Annotated in this window: 21 protein-coding genes; 10 read left to right on the forward strand and 11 right to left on the reverse strand. The window is 59.3% G+C overall.

Annotation, left to right across the window (positions count from 1 at the left end; translation table 11 throughout):
- The 7 genes from atpG to pdeM form a co-directional block, all read left to right on the forward strand.
- On the forward strand, positions 1–540 hold a 540-nt coding region (atpG, locus tag HHJ16_RS03990; protein WP_293640870.1), incomplete at its 5' end, for an ATP synthase F1 subunit gamma.
- A gap of 36 nt (positions 541–576) precedes the next feature.
- Positions 577–1,980 carry a F0F1 ATP synthase subunit beta gene (atpD, locus tag HHJ16_RS03995; protein WP_293640873.1) on the forward strand — a complete coding sequence of 468 codons (1,404 nt, stop codon included), beginning with the start codon at positions 577–579 and terminating at the stop codon, positions 1,978–1,980.
- 12 nt (positions 1,981–1,992) lie between these two features.
- Positions 1,993–2,409 carry a F0F1 ATP synthase subunit epsilon gene (locus HHJ16_RS04000; RefSeq protein WP_293640875.1) on the forward strand — a complete coding sequence of 139 codons (417 nt, stop codon included), beginning with the start codon at positions 1,993–1,995 and terminating at the stop codon, positions 2,407–2,409.
- Between the two features lie 256 nt (positions 2,410–2,665).
- Positions 2,666–3,700 (forward strand): ligase-associated DNA damage response exonuclease, encoded by a 1,035-nt coding sequence (locus HHJ16_RS04005; protein WP_293640938.1) that lies wholly within the window; start codon positions 2,666–2,668, stop codon positions 3,698–3,700.
- Positions 3,697–5,343, forward strand: a complete 1,647-nt coding sequence (locus HHJ16_RS04010) for an ATP-dependent DNA ligase (protein ID WP_293640878.1) — start codon at positions 3,697–3,699, stop codon at positions 5,341–5,343. Before HHJ16_RS04005 ends, HHJ16_RS04010 begins: the two co-directional genes overlap by 4 nt.
- 50 nt (positions 5,344–5,393) lie before the next feature.
- The gene (locus HHJ16_RS04015; protein WP_293640940.1) at positions 5,394–8,129 is read left to right on the forward strand and encodes a ligase-associated DNA damage response DEXH box helicase; all 2,736 of its coding nucleotides are present in this window, start codon (positions 5,394–5,396) and stop codon (positions 8,127–8,129) included.
- Entirely contained in the window at positions 8,126–8,812 is a 687-nt protein-coding gene (gene pdeM / locus HHJ16_RS04020) for a ligase-associated DNA damage response endonuclease PdeM (protein WP_293640881.1), read from the forward strand. Before HHJ16_RS04015 ends, pdeM begins: the two co-directional genes overlap by 4 nt.
- Positions 8,813–8,859: 47 nt before the next feature.
- Here the strand turns inward: pdeM and HHJ16_RS04025 are convergent, their stop codons facing one another.
- From HHJ16_RS04025 to HHJ16_RS04035, 3 genes are read right to left on the reverse strand one after another with little or no spacing between them, the layout of a single operon-like run.
- Positions 8,860–9,402, reverse strand: a complete 543-nt coding sequence (locus HHJ16_RS04025) for a TPM domain-containing protein (RefSeq protein ID WP_293640884.1) — start codon at positions 9,400–9,402, stop codon at positions 8,860–8,862.
- A gap of 2 nt (positions 9,403–9,404) precedes the next feature.
- Entirely contained in the window at positions 9,405–10,328 is a 924-nt protein-coding gene (locus tag HHJ16_RS04030) for a TPM domain-containing protein (RefSeq protein WP_293640887.1), read from the reverse strand.
- Between the two features lie 13 nt (positions 10,329–10,341).
- Entirely contained in the window at positions 10,342–10,941 is a 600-nt protein-coding gene (locus HHJ16_RS04035) for a LemA family protein (protein ID WP_293640889.1), read from the reverse strand.
- 151 nt (positions 10,942–11,092) lie between these two features.
- On the opposite strand from HHJ16_RS04035, the gene HHJ16_RS04040 reads away from it, so the two are divergent.
- Genes HHJ16_RS04040 through HHJ16_RS04050 form a run of 3 tightly spaced genes read left to right on the forward strand, consistent with a single transcriptional unit; the run spans position 11,093 to position 13,108 of the window.
- Positions 11,093–11,539, forward strand: coding sequence for a nuclear transport factor 2 family protein (locus tag HHJ16_RS04040; RefSeq protein ID WP_293640890.1), 447 nt, complete (start codon positions 11,093–11,095; stop codon positions 11,537–11,539).
- A gap of 15 nt (positions 11,540–11,554) precedes the next feature.
- Positions 11,555–12,529 (forward strand): alpha/beta fold hydrolase, encoded by a 975-nt coding sequence (locus HHJ16_RS04045; RefSeq protein ID WP_293640892.1) that lies wholly within the window; start codon positions 11,555–11,557, stop codon positions 12,527–12,529.
- Between the two features lie 21 nt (positions 12,530–12,550).
- Positions 12,551–13,108 (forward strand): DUF2946 family protein, encoded by a 558-nt coding sequence (locus HHJ16_RS04050; RefSeq protein ID WP_293640894.1) that lies wholly within the window; start codon positions 12,551–12,553, stop codon positions 13,106–13,108.
- Positions 13,109–13,310: 202 nt separating this feature from the next.
- Here HHJ16_RS04050 and HHJ16_RS04055 read toward each other — a convergent pair whose 3' ends face one another.
- The 8 genes from HHJ16_RS04055 to nosZ form a co-directional block, all read right to left on the reverse strand.
- Positions 13,311–13,934 (reverse strand): c-type cytochrome, encoded by a 624-nt coding sequence (locus HHJ16_RS04055; RefSeq protein WP_366557461.1) that lies wholly within the window; start codon positions 13,932–13,934, stop codon positions 13,311–13,313.
- A gap of 175 nt (positions 13,935–14,109) precedes the next feature.
- The gene (locus HHJ16_RS04060) at positions 14,110–14,466 is read right to left on the reverse strand and encodes a DUF6516 family protein (RefSeq protein ID WP_293640896.1); all 357 of its coding nucleotides are present in this window, start codon (positions 14,464–14,466) and stop codon (positions 14,110–14,112) included.
- Positions 14,466–14,738: a hypothetical protein gene (locus HHJ16_RS04065; protein WP_293640899.1), complete on the reverse strand. Its 273-nt coding sequence runs from the start codon at positions 14,736–14,738 to the stop codon at positions 14,466–14,468. Before HHJ16_RS04065 ends, HHJ16_RS04060 begins: the two co-directional genes overlap by 1 nt.
- Positions 14,739–14,748: 10 nt before the next feature.
- Positions 14,749–15,294 carry a nitrous oxide reductase accessory protein NosL gene (locus tag HHJ16_RS04070; RefSeq protein WP_293640902.1) on the reverse strand — a complete coding sequence of 182 codons (546 nt, stop codon included), beginning with the start codon at positions 15,292–15,294 and terminating at the stop codon, positions 14,749–14,751.
- The gene (locus tag HHJ16_RS04075; RefSeq protein ID WP_293640905.1) at positions 15,291–16,118 is read right to left on the reverse strand and encodes an ABC transporter permease subunit; all 828 of its coding nucleotides are present in this window, start codon (positions 16,116–16,118) and stop codon (positions 15,291–15,293) included. Before HHJ16_RS04075 ends, HHJ16_RS04070 begins: the two co-directional genes overlap by 4 nt.
- 7 nt (positions 16,119–16,125) lie before the next feature.
- On the reverse strand, positions 16,126–17,037 hold the full coding sequence (locus HHJ16_RS04080) for an ABC transporter ATP-binding protein (RefSeq protein ID WP_293640907.1): 912 nt from the start codon (positions 17,035–17,037) through the stop codon (positions 16,126–16,128).
- Complete coding sequence (locus tag HHJ16_RS04085) at positions 17,018–18,268, reverse strand: nitrous oxide reductase family maturation protein NosD (protein WP_293640942.1); 1,251 nt, start codon at positions 18,266–18,268, stop codon at positions 17,018–17,020. The genes HHJ16_RS04080 and HHJ16_RS04085 overlap by 20 nt, the downstream gene beginning before the upstream one ends.
- 118 nt (positions 18,269–18,386) lie before the next feature.
- Positions 18,387–20,339 (reverse strand): TAT-dependent nitrous-oxide reductase, encoded by a 1,953-nt coding sequence (gene nosZ / locus HHJ16_RS04090; RefSeq protein WP_293640910.1) that lies wholly within the window; start codon positions 20,337–20,339, stop codon positions 18,387–18,389.
- Positions 20,340–20,441 lie beyond the last annotated feature (102 nt).

Below are 20,441 nucleotides of genomic sequence, written 5' to 3' on the forward strand. Positions count from 1 at the left end.
GGAGAAGATGCGCAGGCCGTGGCCATCGGCAACAAGGGCTTGGGTTTTCTTAACCGAGTGGGCGTCAAAGTAGTGTCCCATGCGACGCAACTTGGCGACAGGCCACACCTGGACAAGTTAATCGGCCCGGTGAAGGTGCTGCTCGATGCCTACAGCGAAGGCAAGATCAAGACGGTTTACCTGTGCTACACCCGGTTCATCAACACGATGAAGCAGGAATCGGTGGTGGAGCAGTTGCTGCCGCTGACCGCTGACCGTTTTCAGGCCGACAAAGACCAGCATGGCTGGGACTATATTTACGAGCCAGACGCACAGACGGTCATTGATGACCTGCTCGTTCGCTATGTCGAGGCGCTGGTGTATCAGGCTGTAGCCGAAAATATGGCCTCTGAGCACTCGGCGCGTATGGTGGCCATGAAGGCGGCAACCGATAACGCGGGCAATGTAATTGGCGAACTCAAACTGATTTACAACAAAACGCGTCAGGCGGCGATCACGAAAGAACTTTCGGAAATCGTTGCCGGTGCTGCAGCGGTTTAAACCGCTATTCAAGATTTAAAGGAAAAGGATTCAATCATGGCACAGGCTCAAGGCAAGATTGTTCAGTGTATTGGCGCGGTGGTGGACGTGGAGTTCGCGCGCGACCAAATGCCTAAGATTTATGATGCGCTAAAAATGGAAGGCTCCACGCTGACGCTTGAAGTTCAACAGCAATTGGGCGACGGCATTGTGCGCACCATCGCGCTGGGGACGTCCGATGGACTGCGCCGCGGCAACATGATGTACAACACCGGTGCGCCCATCATGGTGCCGGTGGGCAAGGCCACACTGGGTCGCATCATGGACGTGCTGGGCGCGCCAATCGATGAGCGCGGTCCGGTCAGCCAGGAACTCACCGCCTCGATTCACCGCAAGGCTCCCGCCTATGACGAGTTGAGCCCTTCCCAGGAACTACTGGAAACCGGCATCAAGGTGATTGACCTGATCTGCCCATTCGCCAAAGGCGGCAAGGTGGGCCTGTTTGGTGGTGCCGGTGTAGGCAAGACTGTGAACATGATGGAACTCATCAACAACATCGCCAAGGCGCACTCGGGTGTGTCGGTGTTTGCCGGTGTTGGCGAGCGGACCCGCGAAGGGAACGACTTTTATCACGAAATGGCCGACTCCGGGGTGGTGAACCTTGAGAACCTTGCTGAATCCAAAGTGGCCATGGTCTATGGCCAGATGAATGAGCCACCAGGCAATCGGCTGCGCGTGGCATTGACCGGCCTGACGATTGCCGAGTCGTTCCGCGACGAGGGCCGCGACGTGCTGTTCTTCGTGGACAACATCTACCGCTACACGCTGGCCGGAACCGAAGTGTCGGCATTGCTGGGCCGTATGCCTTCCGCGGTGGGCTACCAGCCGACGCTGGCCGAAGAAATGGGTCGTCTGCAAGAGCGCATCACCTCGACCAAGGTTGGCTCGATCACTTCGATCCAGGCGGTCTACGTCCCTGCGGATGATTACACCGATCCGTCGCCCGCAACGACGTTTGCCCATTTGGACTCGACCGTGGCACTGTCGCGCGAGATTGCCTCTCTCGGCATCTATCCGGCCGTGGACCCGCTGGACTCAACCTCCCGCCAGCTCGACCCGAACGTGGTCGGCGAAGAGCACTACAACGTGGCCCGCGCCGTGCAAGGCACGTTGCAGCGCTACAAGGAATTGCGCGACATTATCGCCATTTTGGGTATGGACGAGCTGGCCCCCGAAGACAAACTGGCCGTGGCGCGCGCCCGGAAGATCCAGCGGTTTCTCTCACAGCCTTTCCACGTTGCGGAAGTGTTTACGGGTTCTCCCGGTAAGTACGTGAGTCTGGCCGAAACTATTCGTGGCTTCAAAATGATTGTGGCTGGCGAGTGTGATCATCTGCCAGAGCAGGCCTTCTACATGGTCGGCACCATTGACGAAGCGTTTGAAAAAGCGAAAAAAGTTTAACGGACGGTTTATATGACTACCCTCCACGTCGACGTTGTCAGCGCAGAAGAGTCCATCTTCTCCGGCGAGGCCAAGTTTGTGGTTTTGCCAGGGGAAACGGGCGAGCTGGGCATTTATCCGCGCCACACGCCGCTGATCACCCGCATCAAGCCGGGTGCCGTGCGTATCGAAAAAGCGGATGGCACGGAAGAGTTTGTATTTGTGGCCGGTGGCCTGCTCGAAGTGCAGCCCAATCGTGTGACCGTGTTGAGCGATACCGCGATTCGCGGAAAAGACCTGGACGAGGCCAAAGCTGTCGCAGCGAAGGCGGCCGCTGAAGAGGCTCTGAAAAACGCCAAAAACGACATTGATATTGCTTTGGCCCAGTCGGAACTCACCGTCATGGCGGCCCAGATTGCGGCGCTGCGTAAATATCGCCAGAAGAAATAACAGCATCATCGGCGGACCTGCGTCCGCAACCGCAGCAATCACCGCCTGCGGAATCTGCATCAAGCCCCTGTCTCTTCCGTCAGGGGCTTTTTTTTGAGGTGCTTAGTTGCCAACAGGGGCGGTCCTGGCCGACACTGAGTGCGGAGGCCTCCGTTCAGCGCAAAACCCGCGTTGGCGCTACGATGTAACTCACACCGCATTTCATGCTCGCGTTCAAGCCGACGCGGCCTTGGATTCATCCACACTGCTCACCAACATGGATCTCATAGTGGCCAGGCCTGAGGGCCTGTATTGTCCGCCGGGCAATTTTTTTATCGACCCCTGGCGACCGGTTGAAAGTGCCGTGATCACCCACGGCCACTCCGACCACGCCCGCAGGGGGCATGCACGCTATCTGGCACATGACGCGAGTGCCGGCATTTTGCGCAGCAGGTTGGGTGACATAGTCCTGCAGACGCTGCCTTATGGGGAGCCGCTTACTTACAACGGGGTCCGAATCTCACTTCATCCCGCTGGTCATGTGCTGGGTTCTGCGCAAGTGCGGGTCGAGCATGAAGGAGAAGTTTGGGTGGCATCGGGCGACTACAAACTCGAAGCCGACGGCACCTGTGAGCCATTTGAGCCGGTGCCGTGCCACACCTTCATCACGGAGTCCACCTTTGGCCTGCCAATTTACCGCTGGCCTTCTTCTGAAGAATTGTTTTCAGACATCAATCAGTGGTGGCGTACCAACGCGGCGGCCGGACGCGCATCGGTGTTGTTTTGCTACGCGTTTGGCAAAGCGCAACGGCTACTTCATGGCGTGGACGAAAGCACAGGACCCATCATCGTTCATGGGGCGCTTGAACCCTTGAACCAGGTGTACCGGGAAGCTGGCGTGTCCTTGCCTGCGACGCGAAAGGCTGCCGAAGTGGACGCAGCCACGATATCGCAGGCGCTGATACTCGCTCCCCCCTCCGCTCAGGGGACCCCTTGGATGCGTCGCTTCGGCAATTATTCTGACGCCTTCGCGAGCGGCTGGATGCTGCTTCGTGGCACACGTCGGCGGCGCGGCGTGGACCGCGGCTTTGTCATGTCCGACCATGCCGATTGGCCCGGCCTGCAGCGCGCGATTACCGGCACTGGCGCTGAACGGGTGTTCGTCACCCACGGCAGCGTGGCGGTCATGGTGCGCTGGCTGCAAGCGCGTGGGCTGGATGCGTGCGGCTTCGTCACTGAGTATGGCGATGAGGACGCGGCAGAGCCCTCCTCGGCCGAGTCTCCCCAGTCCCCCCTCAGTGCCGCACCATGAAGGCTTTCGCAGCGCTCTACCGCGACCTCGACGCAACGACATCCAGCCTCGCCAAGCAGGCCGGGCTGCAGATTTATTTCCGAAGCGCAGTCCCCGCCGACGCCGCGTGGGCGGTGTATTTCCTGGCAGGCGGAAAGCCCCGGCAACTGGTACCGACCAAGCTGCTGCGCCAACTTGCGCAAGAAGCCGCTGGACTGCCCGAATGGCTTTTCGACGAGAGCTATGAAGCGGTTGGGGATCTCGCGGAGACGATTTCGCTCCTGCTGCCACCGCCAACGGGGCGGCAGGAGCGCGGCCTTTCCATTTGGATCGAGCAGCACCTGTTACCACTGCGAACCGCCACGCCGGAAGCACTTGCCGAGACCCTGCGCACGCATTGGCAGCAACTGGCTTTGGACGAGCGCCTGGTTTACTTCAAGCTCATTACCGGTGGGTTTCGTGTCGGTGTCTCGCGCCTCCAGGTCACCCAGGCGCTGGCGGCGGTGGGAGGCGTCGATGCCAAACGGGTGGCGCAACGGCTCATGGGTTACACGCAAACCAGACACCAGCCAACAGCGGACCACTATACCGCTCTGATTGCGCCCGAGCGCAGCGACGAGTTGAACCAGCAGACGAACGGTCAGCCCTATCCATTCTTCCTGGCGCATCCCTTCACTCTCCCGCTCAAACAATTCGACCCAACCCTTGGGCCGCCAGCGAACTGGATCGTCGAATGGAAATGGGACGGTATCCGCGCCCAACTGGTCAAGCGCGCCGGCCAGGTCTGGCTCTGGTCGCGTGGCGAAGAACTCGTGACCGAGCGGTTCCCCGAGCTTGCCCAGATGGGCGATGCGCTGCCGGATGGCAGCGTGCTTGACGGCGAAATTGTGGTCTGGCGGGACGGTCGCGTACAACCGTTCGCCGAACTCCAAAAGCGTATCGGCCGCAAGACCGTGGGTGCCAAATTGCTGCGAGACCTGCCGGTCGTTCTTCTGGCCTATGACCTGCTTGAATGGCAGGGGAGCGACTTGCGGGCGCTGCCGCAATCAGACCGTCGCGCCTTGCTCGACGAGCTCATTGCTGACGTGCGGCATCCCGCGCTGCTCGACAGTCCAACGCTTCATGGCGACAGCTGGCTCGAGCTTGCGCGTCAACGCGAAGCCGCACGCGCCATGGGGGTCGAAGGCATGATGCTCAAGCAGCGCGGAGCGCACTATGGCGTTGGCCGCACCAAAGACGTCGGGGTCTGGTGGAAGTGGAAAATTGATCCTCTCAGCATCGACGCCGTGCTTATTTATGCACAGCGTGGTCATGGTCGCCGCGCCAGCCTCTACAGTGACTACACCTTTGCGGTGTGGGATGGCCCGCCGGAGCAGATAGAACGAAAACTGGTCCCTTTCGCCAAGGCCTACTCGGGGCTGACGGACGCAGAGATGGCGCGCGTCGATGGGCTGATCCGCAAGACCACTATCGAGAGTTTCGGTCCCGTGCGCAGCGTGACTCCGACCTTGGTCTTCGAGCTCGGCTTTGAGGGTATCGCGCGCAGCGCACGCCACAAAAGCGGCATCGCGGTGCGCTTTCCGCGCATGTTGCGCTGGCGGCACGACAAGCCGGTGCAAGAGGCGGACACATTGGCAGCGCTAGAAGCGTTGTTGCCCGCGTGAGAGCGGCCGGGCGCGTCAGAACCTCCGCCAAAAGCGTTGTCAAAGAGACGCTGGACGCCTGGTTTTCTGCGCGCGGATGGAAGCCCTTGAAGTTTCAACGCGACGTATGGACGGCCATCGCTGACGGGCGCTCGGGGTTGTTGCACGCGACCACGGGCGCTGGCAAGACCTATGCGGCCTGGCTAGGCATTTTGAGGACTTTCTCGACGACAGTGCACGCCCCGAAAAAAGCTGAGGCTATTGAAAAAACAGCAAAAGCAGGAATTCGGAATTTGGCCGTGGTACCAGCTCCGCTGACTGTGCTGTGGATTACACCGATGCGCGCGCTGGCGGCTGATACGCTGCGCGCGCTACTGCCGCCTCTGGAGGCCCTAAATCGGAGCCACGAACTGGGCGACGACAGGCCGCCTTTTGCGGTCTGGAGTGTGGGGGCGCGCAGCGGCGACACGACGGCTGCCGAACGCAGTGCGCAGACGAAGCGGTTGCCGACCGTGCTGATTACAACGCCCGAGAGTCTGTCGCTGCTGCTTTCGCGAGCCGACGCGAAGGAGTCGCTCGGCAATGTGAAGATGGTGGTGGTCGACGAGTGGCACGAACTGTTGGGCAACAAGCGCGGCGTTCAGGTGCAGCTGGCCCTTGCCCGGCTGCGGCGCTGGACCCCGACCCTGTGCGTGTGGGGCATGTCCGCCACGCTAGGCAATCTGGCCGAGGCCATGCGCACTTTGCTCGGACACGACGAGGGTGCGCTGATACAAGGTCAAGTGCCTAAAAAGCTGATCATCGACTCACTGCTGCCTGCCCGCGCCGAGCGGTTCCCGTGGGCCGGGCACCTGGGCTTGACGATGCTCCCGCAAGTGATCGAGGAAATTGCCAGTAGCCGCACCACGCTGGTGTTCACCAACACGCGTTCACAAGCCGAAATCTGGTACCAGGCCATGCTTGAAGCTCGCCCCGACTGGGCCGGGCTGATTGCGCTGCATCACGGGTCCCTTGACCGGGCAGTACGCGAATGGGTCGAGCTCGGTTTGAAGAGCGGTGAGCTCAAGGCCGTGGTCTGCACGTCGAGCCTGGACCTCGGCGTTGATTTTTTGCCGGTTGAGCGCGTGCTGCAAATCGGCTCGCCCAAGGGCGTCGCTCGGCTGCTGCAGCGCGCCGGCCGCTCGGGTCATGCGCCGGGGCGGCCGTCACGCATCACGCTGGTGCCGACGCACAGCCTAGAAATGCTGGAAGGCGCTGCTGCGCGCGCCGCGATCGCGGCGGGTCACATCGAAGGCCGCAGTTCGCCCGAGCAGCCGCTCGATGTGCTGGTGCAGCACCTGGTCACCGTGGCGCTTGGCGGCGGCTTTCTGCCTGAGGAGTTGTACCGGGAAGTGCGCAGCACGACGGCTTACGCCGAAATTTCACGCGAAAACTGGGACTGGTGCCTTGCGTTCGTCGCGCAAGGCGGACCCTCTCTGGCGGTCTATCCGGACTACCGGCGCGCGGTACCCGACGATCAGGGCATCTGGCGCGTTCCCGACGACCGCCTGGCGCGGCGCCACCGTATGAACATTGGCACCATCGTGAGCGACGCCAGCATGACGGTGCAGTACGTCGGCGGCGGCAAACTAGGCAGTGTCGAAGAGAGCTTCGCCGCCCGCCTCAAGCCCGGTGACTGCTTCCTGTTTGGCGGACGACTATTGGAGTTGGTGCGCGTCCACGACATGACGGCGTGGGTACGCCGCTCGGCGACCAAGCGGCCCGCGGTACCGCGTTGGAACGGCGGACGCATGCCGCTTTCCACCACCCTGGCCGACGCGGTCGTTCAGCAGCTGGCACTTGCAGACCAAGGCCATTACGACACGCCGGAGCTGCGGTGTGTGCGACCCCTCCTCGAAATTCAGCAACGCTGGTCGGCCCTGCCCACGCCGCAAACCTTGCTGGCGGAAGTTCTCAAAACGCGCGAAGGTTGGCATTTGTTTCTCTACCCGTTTGCGGGCCGACACGTGCACCTGGGGCTTGCAAACTTGATCGCCTGGCGTGTTGCGCAATACCAGCCGTACACCTTCTCGATGGCGGTCAACGACTACGGTTTTGAGCTACTCAGCGCAACCGAGGTGGACTGGCCAGCGCTATTACCGCAAGTGCTGAATGTTGGCCGCAACGAGCAAGCGCAAACCGCCTCGGGGGAGCCTGATGAACGCAAGGCCCTGCTGGATGAGGTGCTGCAAAGCCTGAACGCGAACGAACTGGCGCAGCGCCGCTTTCGCGAAATTGCACGGGTTTCAGGACTTATTTTTCAGGGTTATCCTGGCGAAAAGCGGAGCAGTAAGCAACTGCAGGCATCGTCCTCGCTGTTCTATGAAGTGTTTAAAAAATACGACCCCGCCAACCGTTTGCTGCTACAGGCGGAGCAAGAGTTGCTCGCCCAAGAGCTCGAAATTGGGCGATTGCGCGCCAGCCTCGTTCGCATGGCCACCCAGAAGCTGGTCATGCAGACACTTGAACGCCCCACACCTTTCGCATTCCCTTTGATGGTCGAACGTTTTCGCGAACAGCTGTCCAACGAAGGTGTGGCTGCGCGCATTGCGCGCATGGTGGAACAACTCGACAAGGCTGCCAACGCATCTGCCGGCAGCAACGAGAAAACCCCCAGCAAGCCAGAGGCGGTAGCTACCGCAGAGCAGGTTCGCCGTAGTCTGGCGTTTGGGCAGGACATACCGTCCAGCCCTTTCGCCGATGCCGCGCCGGCAAAAGTCCGGCGACCACCGCGCACTGGAGCTGGCCGCCGCCAGGCTGGCTTGTGATCCAAAACAAAATCTCGCTGGGCCGCTCTTTGGCGATTGAATGCGCTGGCGAAACCTTGTGCTTGCTGCCCGAACATGCAGTGTGGTGGCCCGCCGCGCGCGTATTGTGGGTGGCCGATCTCCATTTGGGAAAGGCCGCGACCTTCCGCGCGCTGGGCCAGCCGGTTCCGTCGGGGACCACGCGAGAAAATCTGGCACGCTTGAGCGCCCTGCTGGATCATTACCAACCGGCGCAACTTGTGTTTCTAGGTGATTTTTTGCATGCGCCGCAAGCTCGCACGCCGTCTGTCCTAAAGGCCCTTGCAACTTGGCGCGAACGCCATTCGGCTTTGCCCTGCATCCTGGTGCGCGGCAACCACGACAGCCGCGCGGGCGACCCGCCGGCCGCTCTAGAAATACAAACCGTGGACGAGCCGTGGCCGATGGACCCTTTCGTCGCTTGTCACTATCCCCAGCAAATTTCCACGGGTTTTGTCATCGCCGGACATCTGCATCCGGCGTTAACTTTGCGTGGACCGGGACGCGACCGCTTGAGGTTGGCCTGTTTCAGCGTTGAGCCGCATTGCGCCGTGCTGCCTGCGTTCGGCGAATTCACCGGCGGTTGGCAAATGGCAGCGCAAGCGGGACGAAGACTGTATGCCGTTGGTGGACAGACCGTTTGGCGAGTGCCTGAGCCGAGGTGAGGGCGCATCCTCGGAGCACCGAAAAATTCGGTGGTGGCGGCAGACGCTTACTGCAACTGCGGCGCGTCCGGTAATTCATTCAAATGGGTTACGCGCGATTCTTGCGAATCTGCCAAGGCGAAGTGCGTCATCAGCACCGCCGAGATTTCTTCGAGTGCGTGCATCAACCCATCTTCATAGCGTTTTCCGCGAAACGCGCTGGCCATACTCGCGACCATCGTTTGCCATTGCCGCTCGCCGATATGCTGAGTGAGTGCCCGGTCCGCCACGATTTCGATCGCCTGCTCGGCAAGGAGTACATAAATCAGCACGCCGTTGTTGTGCTGGGTGTCCCAGACCCCCAATTTCCCGAACATGGTCACCGCCCGCTGTCGGATGAGGGCGCCCATCGTATTTTTGCTGTTCAGTCGCCAAAGATAGCTGGCGGGCAATGAAGCCTCGACGCAGATACGAATCTGCCCGCTGTGGCCGCGCTCGCTGGCCGCCACCCGCTCGGCGAGGCGCTGAAGCAGGTCGGGTGGAATCGCGCGCCGGGTATCTGAGGCATCCAGCCACAGGTGTTTCATCAGGACTTTGAACTTGTTCATCATGCCTACCAGTTACCCGAAGCGCCGCCGCCGCCGAAGTTACCGCCGCCGCCACTGCTGAATCCGCCGCCCCCGCCGCCAAAACCGCCATTGCCACCGCGCCCGAAACCACCACCGCCCAAGCCGCCAAGGCCAGCCCGACCCAGACCGCCCAGGTTGGTCAGCAGTGCGAATACGATGCCTGCGAGCGCGGCGACGCCGCCAATTAGCAAGCTACTGGTAAACAACCAAGCCAGCACACCAACGGCACCGCCCGTCGCTACCGAGCCGAACTTGCGCCCGAATATTCCGGACAGCACGCGGCCACCAATGGGTACTGCGAAAAACAGGAAGACCGCCAAATTGGTCCAGGAAAAGCCACCGTCGTTGCGGCGATTTGAACGCCCTTGCTGTGGGGCTGGGAGATTTTCACCGTTGATTCTCGCAATGATCTGGTCGGCTGCAGCATCCAGTCCGCCCGCAAAATCACCTTGCTTAAAACGCGGCGTCATGGCGCTGTCGATGATCTGGCTCGCCGCCAAATCGGGGATGGCGCCTTCCAGGGCTTTGGTCGTTTCAATGCGAACTTTGCGGTCGTTTTTAGCCACCACCACCAGCAAACCGTCGCCGATGCTTTTACGACCGATCTTCCAACTGTCCCCCACCCGCTGGGCATAGGCGGCAATATCCTCGGGCTGGGTGCTTGGCACCATCAGCATGACGACCTGCGCGCCTCTGGCTTGCTCAAACGCCGTCAGTTTGGCCTCGAGCGCTTCGCGCTGCGCAGCATTGAGGGAGCCGGTGTTGTCCATGACGTGCGCTGTCAATGCCGGGACCGGCTGAACACTTTGCGCCCAAGCGGCAAAAGGAAGGCTGGCGACGAGCAACACGCCCAGTGCCAGCGCGGGCAATTTACTAAGCGGCGAACTGAGATATTGACGAAGGGTCATCAATAACGTCTCCCTACTGCTTATTGAAGTCAACGACGGGTGGAACAGAAATTTGCGACTCGTTCTGAACGGCAAAATTGGGCTTGACCTTGTAGCCGAAAATCATGGCGGTCAGATTGTCGGGAAAACTGCGCGTCAGCACGTTGTACTGCTGCACCGTTTGAATATAGCGGTTGCGGGCCACTGTAATGCGGTTTTCAGTGCCTTCAAGTTGGACCCGCAAATCACGAAAACCCTGGTTGGCCTTCAGATCGGGATAGCGTTCGCTGACCACCATCAACCGGCTTAGTGCGCTGCCAAGCTCCCCCTGCGCCGCCTGAAATTTGCTGAAAGCCGCCGGGTCGTTCAAGGTTTCGGGCGTGACCTGAATCGACGTGGCTTTGGCGCGCGCTTCAATTACTTTGGTCAGCGTACCCTGCTCGAAAGCGGCTTCGCCCTTCACGGTGGCCACAATATTGGGTACCAGGTCAGCGCGTCGCTGGTACTGGTTCAGTACTTCAGACCAAGCTGATTTGGTTTGCTCATCAAGGCTCTGGAAATTGTTGTAGCCGCAGCCCGTCAGCAACAAACCCAGCACGGCGGCAACGGTCAAATAAAAAAAACGGGATTTCATGGCAATGCCTCCAAAATGCAAGCCGTAACACTACCATAGTTAACTAGCTATTCGTATTTCAGATCCTTCGCAGCGCCTGATTCAGAATGCGCTACACATGGTTCGTTTGCCGATGCGCCTCTTTGTTTGCTGACTTAACCTGATTGACCCTATGTCCAAACCCAAAGTTCCCCTTTCCAGTGGCGGAAACGCCGATGATGTTGAAGGCGCTTTTTACGAAGCACTGCAGATCGGAGACATCGAAAAGCTGATGGCCTGTTGGGGGGATGAGGATGACATTGTTTGCGTGCACCCGGGCGGCGCGCGTCTGGTAGGCGCCGCCGCTATACGCGCCGCGTTCGACGCCATGTTTTCCAATGGAACCATTCGCGCTTATCCCGAAAAAATCCGCAAGGCAGAGGCAATGAGCGCCAGCGTGCACAGCGTGCTGGAGCGCATTGAAGTATTGACCGAAGACGGTCCGCGCCACGCCTATGTGATCGCTACCAACGTCTACCACCAGACGGCGCAAGGCTGGCGCATGGTTGCGCACCACGCCAGCCCTGGCACCCCGCATGAGATGCAGGAAGTGTCAGAAACCCCCACCGTCCTTCATTGACGGATGTATTCAGCAATGAACTATGCTGCGCCCTGGTGGCTACCCGGTGGCAACCTACAGACCATTTGGGCGGCATTGCGCTCCCGCCGCTTCACGGGTCCGCCGCCCGTGTTTTACCGTGAACGCTGGATGACGCCCGACAGCGACTTCGTGGATGTCGACTGGTTAATGCCGAGGGCTGCAAGCGTCGGGGCGGCTCCCTTGCTCGTTGTATTTCATGGCTTGGAGGGCTCCTCGTCTAGCCACTATGCCGAGGCGTTTGCCGCCGCCGCCCGCGCGCGCGGATGGGCTTGCGCCGTACCGCACTTTCGCGGTTGTTCTGGTGAACTCAATCTGGCGCCACGCGCTTATCATTCGGGCGACTTTGCGGAGATCGACTGGATGCTCCAGCGTTTTGCGAGCCAGCATTCCGGGCCGGTCGTAGCCGTCGGTATTTCTTTGGGCGGAAACGCCTTGATGCGCTGGGCTGCCGAGGTCGGGGCAGAAGCCCGGAAGGTCGTTGCAGGCATTGCTGCAGTGTGCTCGCCACTTGATTTGACAGCCAGCGGGTGGGCCATAGGCCGTGGATTCAACCGGCAGGTCTACACCCGCATGTTCCTCCGAACCATGGTGCCTAAAGCGCTCAAAAAACTTGACCAGCATCCTGGTCTGTTTGACCGGGAGGCGCTGCTGGCCGCTCGCGATCTGTATGCGTTTGACAATGTGTTCACCGCGCCGGTCCACGGATATAAAGACGCGGAGGATTACTGGGCAAGCGCCTCGGCCAAACCGCATTTGCATAAAGTGGCCGTGCCGGCGCTCGCCTTGAACTCGCTGAACGATCCCTTTGTTCCCGCCGGCAGCCTTCCGCAGGCCTCCGACACAAGCAGCTATGTGACTCTCTGGCAGCCCCTGCAAGGCGGTCACGTCGGCTTTCCCTCGCCGCCTTTTCCCTCTTATGTGCACGTCATGCCTGAGGCGGTCACTGAATTTCTGGCGGCGCAGCTGTGAAGAACAGCGCAAAATAGCGACATGGATGACATTGTTAAACAGGCGATCGCGAAATGGCCGAGCGTACCCAACTGCTTCGGCTGGCTTGGACTGGACGTGCGGGGAAACTGGTTTATGCGGGACGACCAGGCGCAGGTGGCCGGGCCTTTTTCTTCCGACGATCCCGGCAGCAGCGCGGCCAGCAAGGGATCACTGCTTCAGCACGAAAAATTGATTGACTTCATACAGCGCAACTACGAAAGCGACGCCACCGGTCAGTGGTTTTTTCAGAATGGTCCGCAACGTGTTTATGTAGAACTGCAGGCAACCCCGCTGATCTGGCGTGTCAACGCAGCGCCCACCTTTTCGGTTGCTGCACACACCGGACAGCCGGCCCGTCTCCAACGTTGTTTCGTGGATGAGGTGGGGCGGCTGTATTTAGAAACCGATCTGGGTTTTGGCTTGGTTCACACGTTGGACATGGTGCACGCGGCCGATGCTGTGGAGCAGGGTCTGTGGGTACCCGAAGAGCTGCAGGCAGCTGATTTGCCCGCGCGCTTTGGCTATGTCCGCAGCCCGCAATCGCGACAAAGACAATAGCGTGTCACGCTCGCGTCGCTAGGACGAAAAGCTGATCCTGATGAAATTTTCTGTGGGGCGTTAGCGCCAATTATTTGGCCGCGTTAATCATGCAATTCAACGATAGACCGAGCGTCGGCGTCAAACGCAGGGGGCCGCCTTTGGGCGGCACGGTAAGCCAAGCAAACCTGTTTTTACTACGCTTCGCCAGAGTTCGCGACCTTTAAGGGGTAGCAGCCGAAGACGCCGCCGTGCTGGCGGCCGGTACTGCCGCAACTGCGGAGGTCGGTGGCGTGGTTGCGGCAGCAGTCGGTGCGGAGGCCGCTGCTGCAGGATTCGCTGGGGCAGGTGGGTCGACGAAGGTGCCTCCGGCCGCCGTGGTCATGTACACCACAGCGCGGCCAATTTCGATGTCGTCAAAGAGTCCACCACCTTGTGCAGGCATGGCATTCTTGCCTTTGAGGGCCGAATTCCAAAGCGCTTCAAAACCAGTCGCGAGACGCGGCGCCCAAGCAGCCTTATCGCCAAATTTGGGCGAGCCTATAAGCCCCGCCGCATGGCAAGTTACGCACTGGGCTTTGTAAACTTCTTCGCCCGATTTGAGGGTGCGGTTGGCATCACGAATTTCAAGTCTGCCGACTCTTTGAATGCGCTGTGCCACCGATGATGCCGTATCCGCGGCGCCGGCGGCCGGTTTGTTAGCCGAGTTGACGTAGTAAACCAGTCCAATGATGGCAAAGATAGGAACGACGAAAGAGAAAAAAACCGCCGCGAGCAACTGTTGTGGCGTCTTGATCGGGCCAATGTGGACTTCTTCTTGGGCCGTGTTGGGGTCGTTTGCGCTCATGGCATCCTCAAAAAACTAAAAATGGGAGACTGGCGCGGGCCACTGAAGTGCCCGCGCAAACGCATTCGATTATAGCGGGGGCGTGCAAATCCTGGAGCCGCCAAGTCTATGGCGAACTGGCGGGTAGCGTTAGGCTCGTAGCATGGCGGGAATCAGGCGCACAGAGAAATTGCGCTTACGCCCGGTGCGACTTCAACAGTGGATCGCCGATGAGCGCAGTAATCACATCACTGACGTTGTCCCAAGGATCGCGTCCGGGGTGCGTGATTGGATCTGGCTGCAGCTGATCTTCACCGTGCAGGTGGTTTGGGTAGGTGGACAGGTGTGGATGCAGGGGTGCCGTGTCGATGCGCAGTTCAGCGTCACCGTAACGCCAATTAATGGAATATTCCTCGGCACTCGCGATCCGGAGTTCGATGACAACACCATTGTGGAGTCGCACCAGCAGCGCGTCCTGGCAATGCTCGGTCGGTTCCGCCATTGCTTCGGCGAATTTAACGTCGATGGCTTCCTTCAGGGCGATGTGCAGCATCATTGGCCTCCCAATTCCACCATGACAACTTTCAACTGGTTGCGCACCGTTTCCTGCGTCGCGGAAAGAATACGGGCCCCGAGGTAGTGATCGTAAGCAGGGTGCTCGGCGACGGCGCCGCTACAAACAAGTGCCAGCAAAGCCTCTTCGTTTTCGGCCGCATAAGGTTGCAGCAAGCGCTTGCGGTTCTCGCGTAATTCAAATGCGATGCGGCTCAGCTCTTCCATCTGCTGCGCTGCTTCAAATGACAGCTTTTCAAAAAAGTTGCTCATAAAATTCCTCTTACATTTGTTTGTCTTTGAGAACGCCGCCGTCCAGTACGACCATGTCGGGAGTAATCTGGTCGAAACGATAGACCTTGCCGCCTTCCCTGGCCGCGAACTTTCGCGCGTCCGCCTCGCTTGAAAAAGACCCCAGTGTGGGCCCCATTGCGCCGAGACGCTTGGACCCGGCGACGAAGAAAGCGGTCTTGGCATCGATCCAGTCAGCTGTGGGATTGTTCCAGTCGGCCTTGGCCATGTCCTGCACGAACATGGCGCGTACGCGCTTGTGCTGTTCGGGCGTCAGGTAGATCGAAAACATTTCGACGGTGTCACAGAAGAAATCAGGTGAGCCCTGGTCGTATTGGATTTGCGCTTTCGGTCCCGGATAGTCCATCAGTATCATGCCGTCGATGCTGGACGCGGTGCTGCGAGTGATCTCGATCGGCTTGACCGCGACCGACTCACTCTGGCTGCAGCCGCCGAGGACGGCTGATCCGGCAAAAGACAGCGCCAGGGTGACTGCGATCACGGTAGCACGCAGGGTTTGGATGTGACATGTTTTCATTGACGAAATCTCCAGTTGGCAATCCCCAGGGGCAAGGCAATCCAGGCAAGCATGACGGCCCCGAGCAATCCTGGGCTGGCGAGCCGTTCGGGAAAGACAGTGGTCAGGCCATATAGCGTGCGAACCTCCTCAAGGCCGAAAATATTGAGGATGCGAAAAACGTCCGCGGGGTTAAGCAGCAGCAGATACGGAAAGGCATCAGTGGCTACCGCGCCCCCGCTGACGACCAGGGCCCCGAGCAAGATCAGGTCGTAAACCAGGACAAAGAAAAACCACAGTGCAATGGCGCCGCCGCTGGCGCGGGTACGGTCAGCGGCGAAGACCGAAACCATGACTGCGAGGCTGAGGAAGGCCATGCCGAGCAGCACCGAACTCAGCATAAAGCCTGCGTAGTGATACCAGGCAGAGGGCGGCAGCTTGAACCCGAGCAGCAGACCGACCAGCCCAAAGCCAATGATGGTGGAACAGGCCAGAGCGGCTGACAGGCCGAGGAACTTGCCAAGTAATAGTTCGAGACGCGTAATTGGCATCGACAGCAGCAAGTCAAGAGAGCCCCGCTCGCGCTCACCAACGATGGCGTCAAAACCCAGAATCAGGGCGATCAGCGGGATCAGATAGATGACCAGGCTGACCAGGCTGGCAATGGTGACTTCGATGCTGCTGAACCCGACCGCCCCTTGCTGGGCCGAGCCAAAATAGGCAATGACAAGCGCAAAGGCGCTAAACACTGCGGTCACCGCGAGCACCCAGCGGTTTCGAATGCGCTCGCGGAATTCCTTGGTGGCGATGATGCCGATTTGTCTGGGCTCGATGGCGAAAGTCATGATGTTCTCATCCCGAATAGCCGAGGAATACGTCCTCAAGGGACGGTTCACGGATGTATAAATCTTTCACCCGGTCATTGAGCGCAGCCAGCGCTTGAAGTACCGGCATCTTGGCTTCGCGCTGACAATGCACGGTGACCCGCTCGCCGTCCACGCTCACCTCGGCGCCTTCCAACTGGGCAACGACTCGCCGTAATTCGACAAGGGCGCCGTCCGCTAGCCTCAGCTCAAACCGAAGGGGCAGCGCCATCTTTTCCCTGAGCGACTGGACGGTGCCTATGGCTTGAATCTTCCCGCTCTTCATGATGGCGAGACGGTCGACTCGCTCCTGGATTTCCGACAGAATATGCGAGGTGAGGATGATCGTCGTGCCTTCGTTTCTCATCTCCTTCAGGATGCGATAGAACTCGCGAATGCCCTCAGGATCGAGCCCCGTGGTCGGCTCATCGAGAAATAGTAGTTTCGGCGTGCCGAGCAGCGCCTGCGCGAAGCCCAAGCGCTGGCGCATGCCCTTCGAGTAGCCCTTGACGCGGCGGTTGGCCGCAGCGGTAAGCCCGACTCGCTCCAGCAGCGGGCCACAGTCGTTTTGATCAACGCCCTTCAGGTGGGCAAAGAAAGAAAGAGTCTCAAGGCCGCTGAGATTGTCATAGAAGACGACATTTTCGGGTAGGTAGCCGAGGTGGCGGCGCACGCGCCGGAATTCCTCGCCCCGAACCGGCGCGCCGTCGATCCGGATCTCGCCAGAGGTGGCCGGTACCAATCCCAACATCATTTTGAACAAGGTGCTTTTGCCGGCACCGTTGTGCCCGATCAAGCCAAACACTTCACCGGCCTCGACCGCGAGGTCCACGCCGTCCACCGCCTGGATCAAGCCGTATCGCTTGATGATCTGGTGGACTTCAATTACTTTGTTTGCCAATCCATTGACTCCAGTTACTGTGGGTGGGTTGCATGTGCGGCTTGCCGTCCACAATGCTGGGCGATCGAAGCAGAGGAAACTGCTGCGCGATCAGGCGCAGAGTCTGGATCGCCGGGCTGTTCAGCAGGAGCTTGACCATCGGCAGGCGCCAAACCAAACGGTCCACCACGTCATTGGCTTCGTAGGGCACATCGCCAATCCCGTTGCCATCGCGGTCCCAACCAACGTAGTTGCTCCAGTAGTTGCCGGTCTTGACACCCCACGGGACGTCTTTCGCAGCGATGTAGCGCACCTGTTCCCGGTTGCGGATGAAATCGTTGTTCTCGACCTGGTTGTGAATTGAACCGGCCCAGACGTGGGCGCCGACATCGTTGTCAATAATCAGATTATTTTGCAGCGCGTTGTATTCAGCGTCGTAGATAAAAAAACCTCGGCGGTTGCCGGCCACCACGTTGCCTTCTATGACCGAATCCTGGATCGTCCGCAGCATGATTCCAACGTCTGAATTGCCCCAGGTCCGGTTGTTGCGGACGATCAGATTGCGGGTCATCATCAGCGCCAGACCGTCTCGGTTGTGATAAGACTCGTTGTCCTCCCAGGTGTTGAAGTGGGAGTTCATGTAGTGGGTGCCGTAGCGCACGTCGTGAATCTTGTTGCCACGAAATACCGCATGATAGGAAACATCCACGTAGATACCGTCTCTAGCGAAGCTGATTTCGTTGCCGACGATTTGGGCGCCGGTGGTGTTGTAGAGCTGAATGCCATTGCCTCTCTGGGCTGACGCGTAGTCACGCTTGCCGCTGATGAGATTGCCAACCACCTGCACGTCCTTGACCCCCTCAATCCAGAGTCCAAATAAACTGTAGGCGATGTCGCAATGCTTGATGGTCGCGCGGTCGGCGCCGGGCTGGATGTAGATGCCCGCATTTTGGCCGGTCAGATTGTCGCCACTATCCGTCACGATCAGCCCCTCGACGGTAACGTCGGGCGAAACGATACGGATCGTATCGCCCGAGAGGCCGCCGCTGATCGTGGGGCGATCGATTCCTACAAGCTTCAGTGGCTTGTCGATTCGTAGATGGTCCTGGTATCGACCGCGCTCAATCGCCACCGTGTCACCGGACTTGGCGCGGGCCACGGCCGCCGAGATCGAGTCTCCCGGATGGACCCGGATCTCTGCGGCCGCTGCGATTCCGGCAACCAACAGCCAAGCGAAGAGCAGCGCCGTGATACGCGTGGCAAGGACAAGCCTTGCAGGCGAATGTTTCAGCGCAGCCACGTCAGTCCCATGTGGCCGTACAGCATGTTTGGCACGCTGGGACTCTTCGCAAAGCGCTTGCCATAATCACTCAGGCTTCCACCAGCATCCGCGAACGCATCTCGAGGTGCAGTGCATGGCAGAAGTTGGTGCAGTAGCACCAATAGACACCGGGCTTGTCGGCTTTGAAGGTGACCGACTTGGTCTCCTGCGGGTTGACGATAAAGTTGATGTTGTAGTGCGGGATGGCAAAGCCATGGGTCAAATCCTCGACTTTGTCCAGGTTGGTGAGGATGATAGTGACCTCGTCGCCCTTTTTGACCGTCCACTCGCGCAGTCCGAAGGCCGGCGCCTGAGAGGTCAGGTAGACCGTCACCTGCTTGCCTTTGCGCTCGACGCGGCAGTCTTTGACATCTTTGACCGCGTTCGGAAACTCGTTGATGTCATAGACCTGCCGGGTCCTGATCAGTTCGCGTGGAATGATAATCGAGTCATGCGGCTCGGAGTACACCGAATGGTCGGCCACAAGCTTCATCTTGTCGCCACTGATGTCAATCAGTTGTGCGGTTTCCGGGTGCAGCGGTCCGACCGGTAGGAAGCGGTCCTTGGAGAACTTGTTGTCAGACAGGAAGAACTTGCCGTCAGCGTTCTTGGTCTCGCCCATGGACGTAAAACCGTGGCCTGGCTGGTACTGGACGTCGATGCGGTCAAGCACCGGCTTCGCTGTCTTGTCACCCTTGAAGGATTTGATGGCGGCGTCGAGATTCCATTTGACGATCTGGCTGTCGAGGAATAGCGTCGTGTACGCGTTGCCCCTGTTATCGAAAGCGGTGTGCAGTGGACCAAGGCCAATTTCAGGTTCAGCAACCACTGTGTCGCGGGGCTCTTTGAGTTCGCCGTCGAACCATTTCAGCACCAGCGCATGCTCAATCAAAGTAGCGGTGGGCGAGAGCTTGCCGGAGCAGGCGTAGTACCTGCCATCGGGGCTGGCGTTGACGCCGTGGGGATTCTTCGGTACCGGCACATAGCAGGTCAAGGCGGTCTTTGGATCTGCGTTGGCGGATTTGGTGCCGTCCACCACCGGGACCTTGGATTTGCCGATGAGAAATGTCTTGCCGGCCTTGACGGCGGCTTCAATGCGGGCAACGTTGAAGAAGATGCAGGAGTCGCGCTCGAGGGACATCATGTCCTCATAGTGGACACCGCCCTCCATGTTGTATTGATTCGAGCAAGCCAGTTTGCCATCGTAAGAGGTGGCCACCAGGTCCATGTTGCCGTCTATCTTGACCTGCCAGCGCGGCTCCAAGGATTCCGCATCGACGCAGGTGAACAGACAGAAATATTTTTTCGGGTCGTTCAGATCGCGGCCATCGTTGGGTTGGGGAATGTGGAACTCGTTGCCACAAAAAACGCGGGTCGTGTAGTTGATTTTTTCGTCAACCGGATCGCGCTTGTCCGGGAAAATGCCGTGGAACCCCTGGACGTTGGGCAACTCGGTAATCTTGTCGCACTCCATGGTATCAAGCCGGACGCGCGCGATGCGACCATGGATTTTGTCATTGACGAAAAGGTGTTTGCCGTTGTAGGTGCCGTCGGTATAGGACGGATGCACGTGGTGGGTATCACCGGTGAAGTACTTCAGGGTGCCATCCGCATTGGTGCCCATGATTTTCTTCGATTCGTTGGTGATACCCCATCCGACGAGGCAGTCGATGTTGAACACCGGAATGCGCTTGAACTCGCGGCCCGAGGGCAAGCCATAAATCCGAACTTCGCCCGAGTGGCCACCGGAAGAAAATGAGTAATAAGTATCCAGTTGACCGGGATGCACTTCATAGGCGGCGTAATCGACCGCTCCAGCCTTAGCCGCCTCAGCGGTAGCCGCTACCGGGGCACCGGTCGCAGCCGGACCGGATGACTTATTGCAGGCAACCAAGCCTGCCGACAATCCAGCACCGGCCAAACCGGCAACCGCGGTTCTATTGAGGAAAGTTCGGCGGCCCAGATCCTTGGGAACCGTGATTTCATTTTTAGGAGTTTTCATGGGGTATGTGACTTTCTTGGGTGGTAAAACGGGAAAATTGATGTCGTCGTTGGCGTGGCTGCCGATCAGTAATGCCTCCCAGACGCGAGAGCCGCAATTTCT

The sequence above is a fragment of the Polaromonas sp. genome (genome assembly GCF_012927485.1).
Classification (GTDB): domain Bacteria; phylum Pseudomonadota; class Gammaproteobacteria; order Burkholderiales; family Burkholderiaceae_C; genus Polaromonas.

Coding starts and splice junctions, on each gene's coding strand:
- HHJ16_RS04025 (WP_293640884.1), bottom strand. CDS start 9,402: ATGATGAACAAGTTCAAAGTCCTGATGAAACACCTGTGGCTGGATGCC.
- HHJ16_RS04060 (WP_293640896.1), bottom strand. CDS start 14,466: ATGCTGCACATCGCCCTGAAGGAAGCCATCGACGTTAAATTCGCCGAA.
- HHJ16_RS04070 (WP_293640902.1), bottom strand. CDS start 15,294: ATGAAAACATGTCACATCCAAACCCTGCGTGCTACCGTGATCGCAGTC.
- nosZ (WP_293640910.1), bottom strand. CDS start 20,339: ATGAAAACTCCTAAAAATGAAATCACGGTTCCCAAGGATCTGGGCCGC.
- HHJ16_RS04010 (WP_293640878.1), top strand. CDS start 3,697: ATGAAGGCTTTCGCAGCGCTCTACCGCGACCTCGACGCAACGACATCC.
- HHJ16_RS04055 (WP_366557461.1), bottom strand. CDS start 13,934: ATGAGCGCAAACGACCCCAACACGGCCCAAGAAGAAGTCCACATTGGC.
- HHJ16_RS04050 (WP_293640894.1), top strand. CDS start 12,551: ATGGATGACATTGTTAAACAGGCGATCGCGAAATGGCCGAGCGTACCC.
- HHJ16_RS04075 (WP_293640905.1), bottom strand. CDS start 16,118: ATGACTTTCGCCATCGAGCCCAGACAAATCGGCATCATCGCCACCAAG.
- HHJ16_RS04005 (WP_293640938.1), top strand. CDS start 2,666: ATGGATCTCATAGTGGCCAGGCCTGAGGGCCTGTATTGTCCGCCGGGC.
- HHJ16_RS04030 (WP_293640887.1), bottom strand. CDS start 10,328: ATGACCCTTCGTCAATATCTCAGTTCGCCGCTTAGTAAATTGCCCGCG.
- HHJ16_RS04000 (WP_293640875.1), top strand. CDS start 1,993: ATGACTACCCTCCACGTCGACGTTGTCAGCGCAGAAGAGTCCATCTTC.
- HHJ16_RS04045 (WP_293640892.1), top strand. CDS start 11,555: ATGAACTATGCTGCGCCCTGGTGGCTACCCGGTGGCAACCTACAGACC.
- HHJ16_RS04040 (WP_293640890.1), top strand. CDS start 11,093: ATGTCCAAACCCAAAGTTCCCCTTTCCAGTGGCGGAAACGCCGATGAT.
- atpD (WP_293640873.1), top strand. CDS start 577: ATGGCACAGGCTCAAGGCAAGATTGTTCAGTGTATTGGCGCGGTGGTG.
- HHJ16_RS04035 (WP_293640889.1), bottom strand. CDS start 10,941: ATGAAATCCCGTTTTTTTTATTTGACCGTTGCCGCCGTGCTGGGTTTG.
- HHJ16_RS04065 (WP_293640899.1), bottom strand. CDS start 14,738: ATGAGCAACTTTTTTGAAAAGCTGTCATTTGAAGCAGCGCAGCAGATG.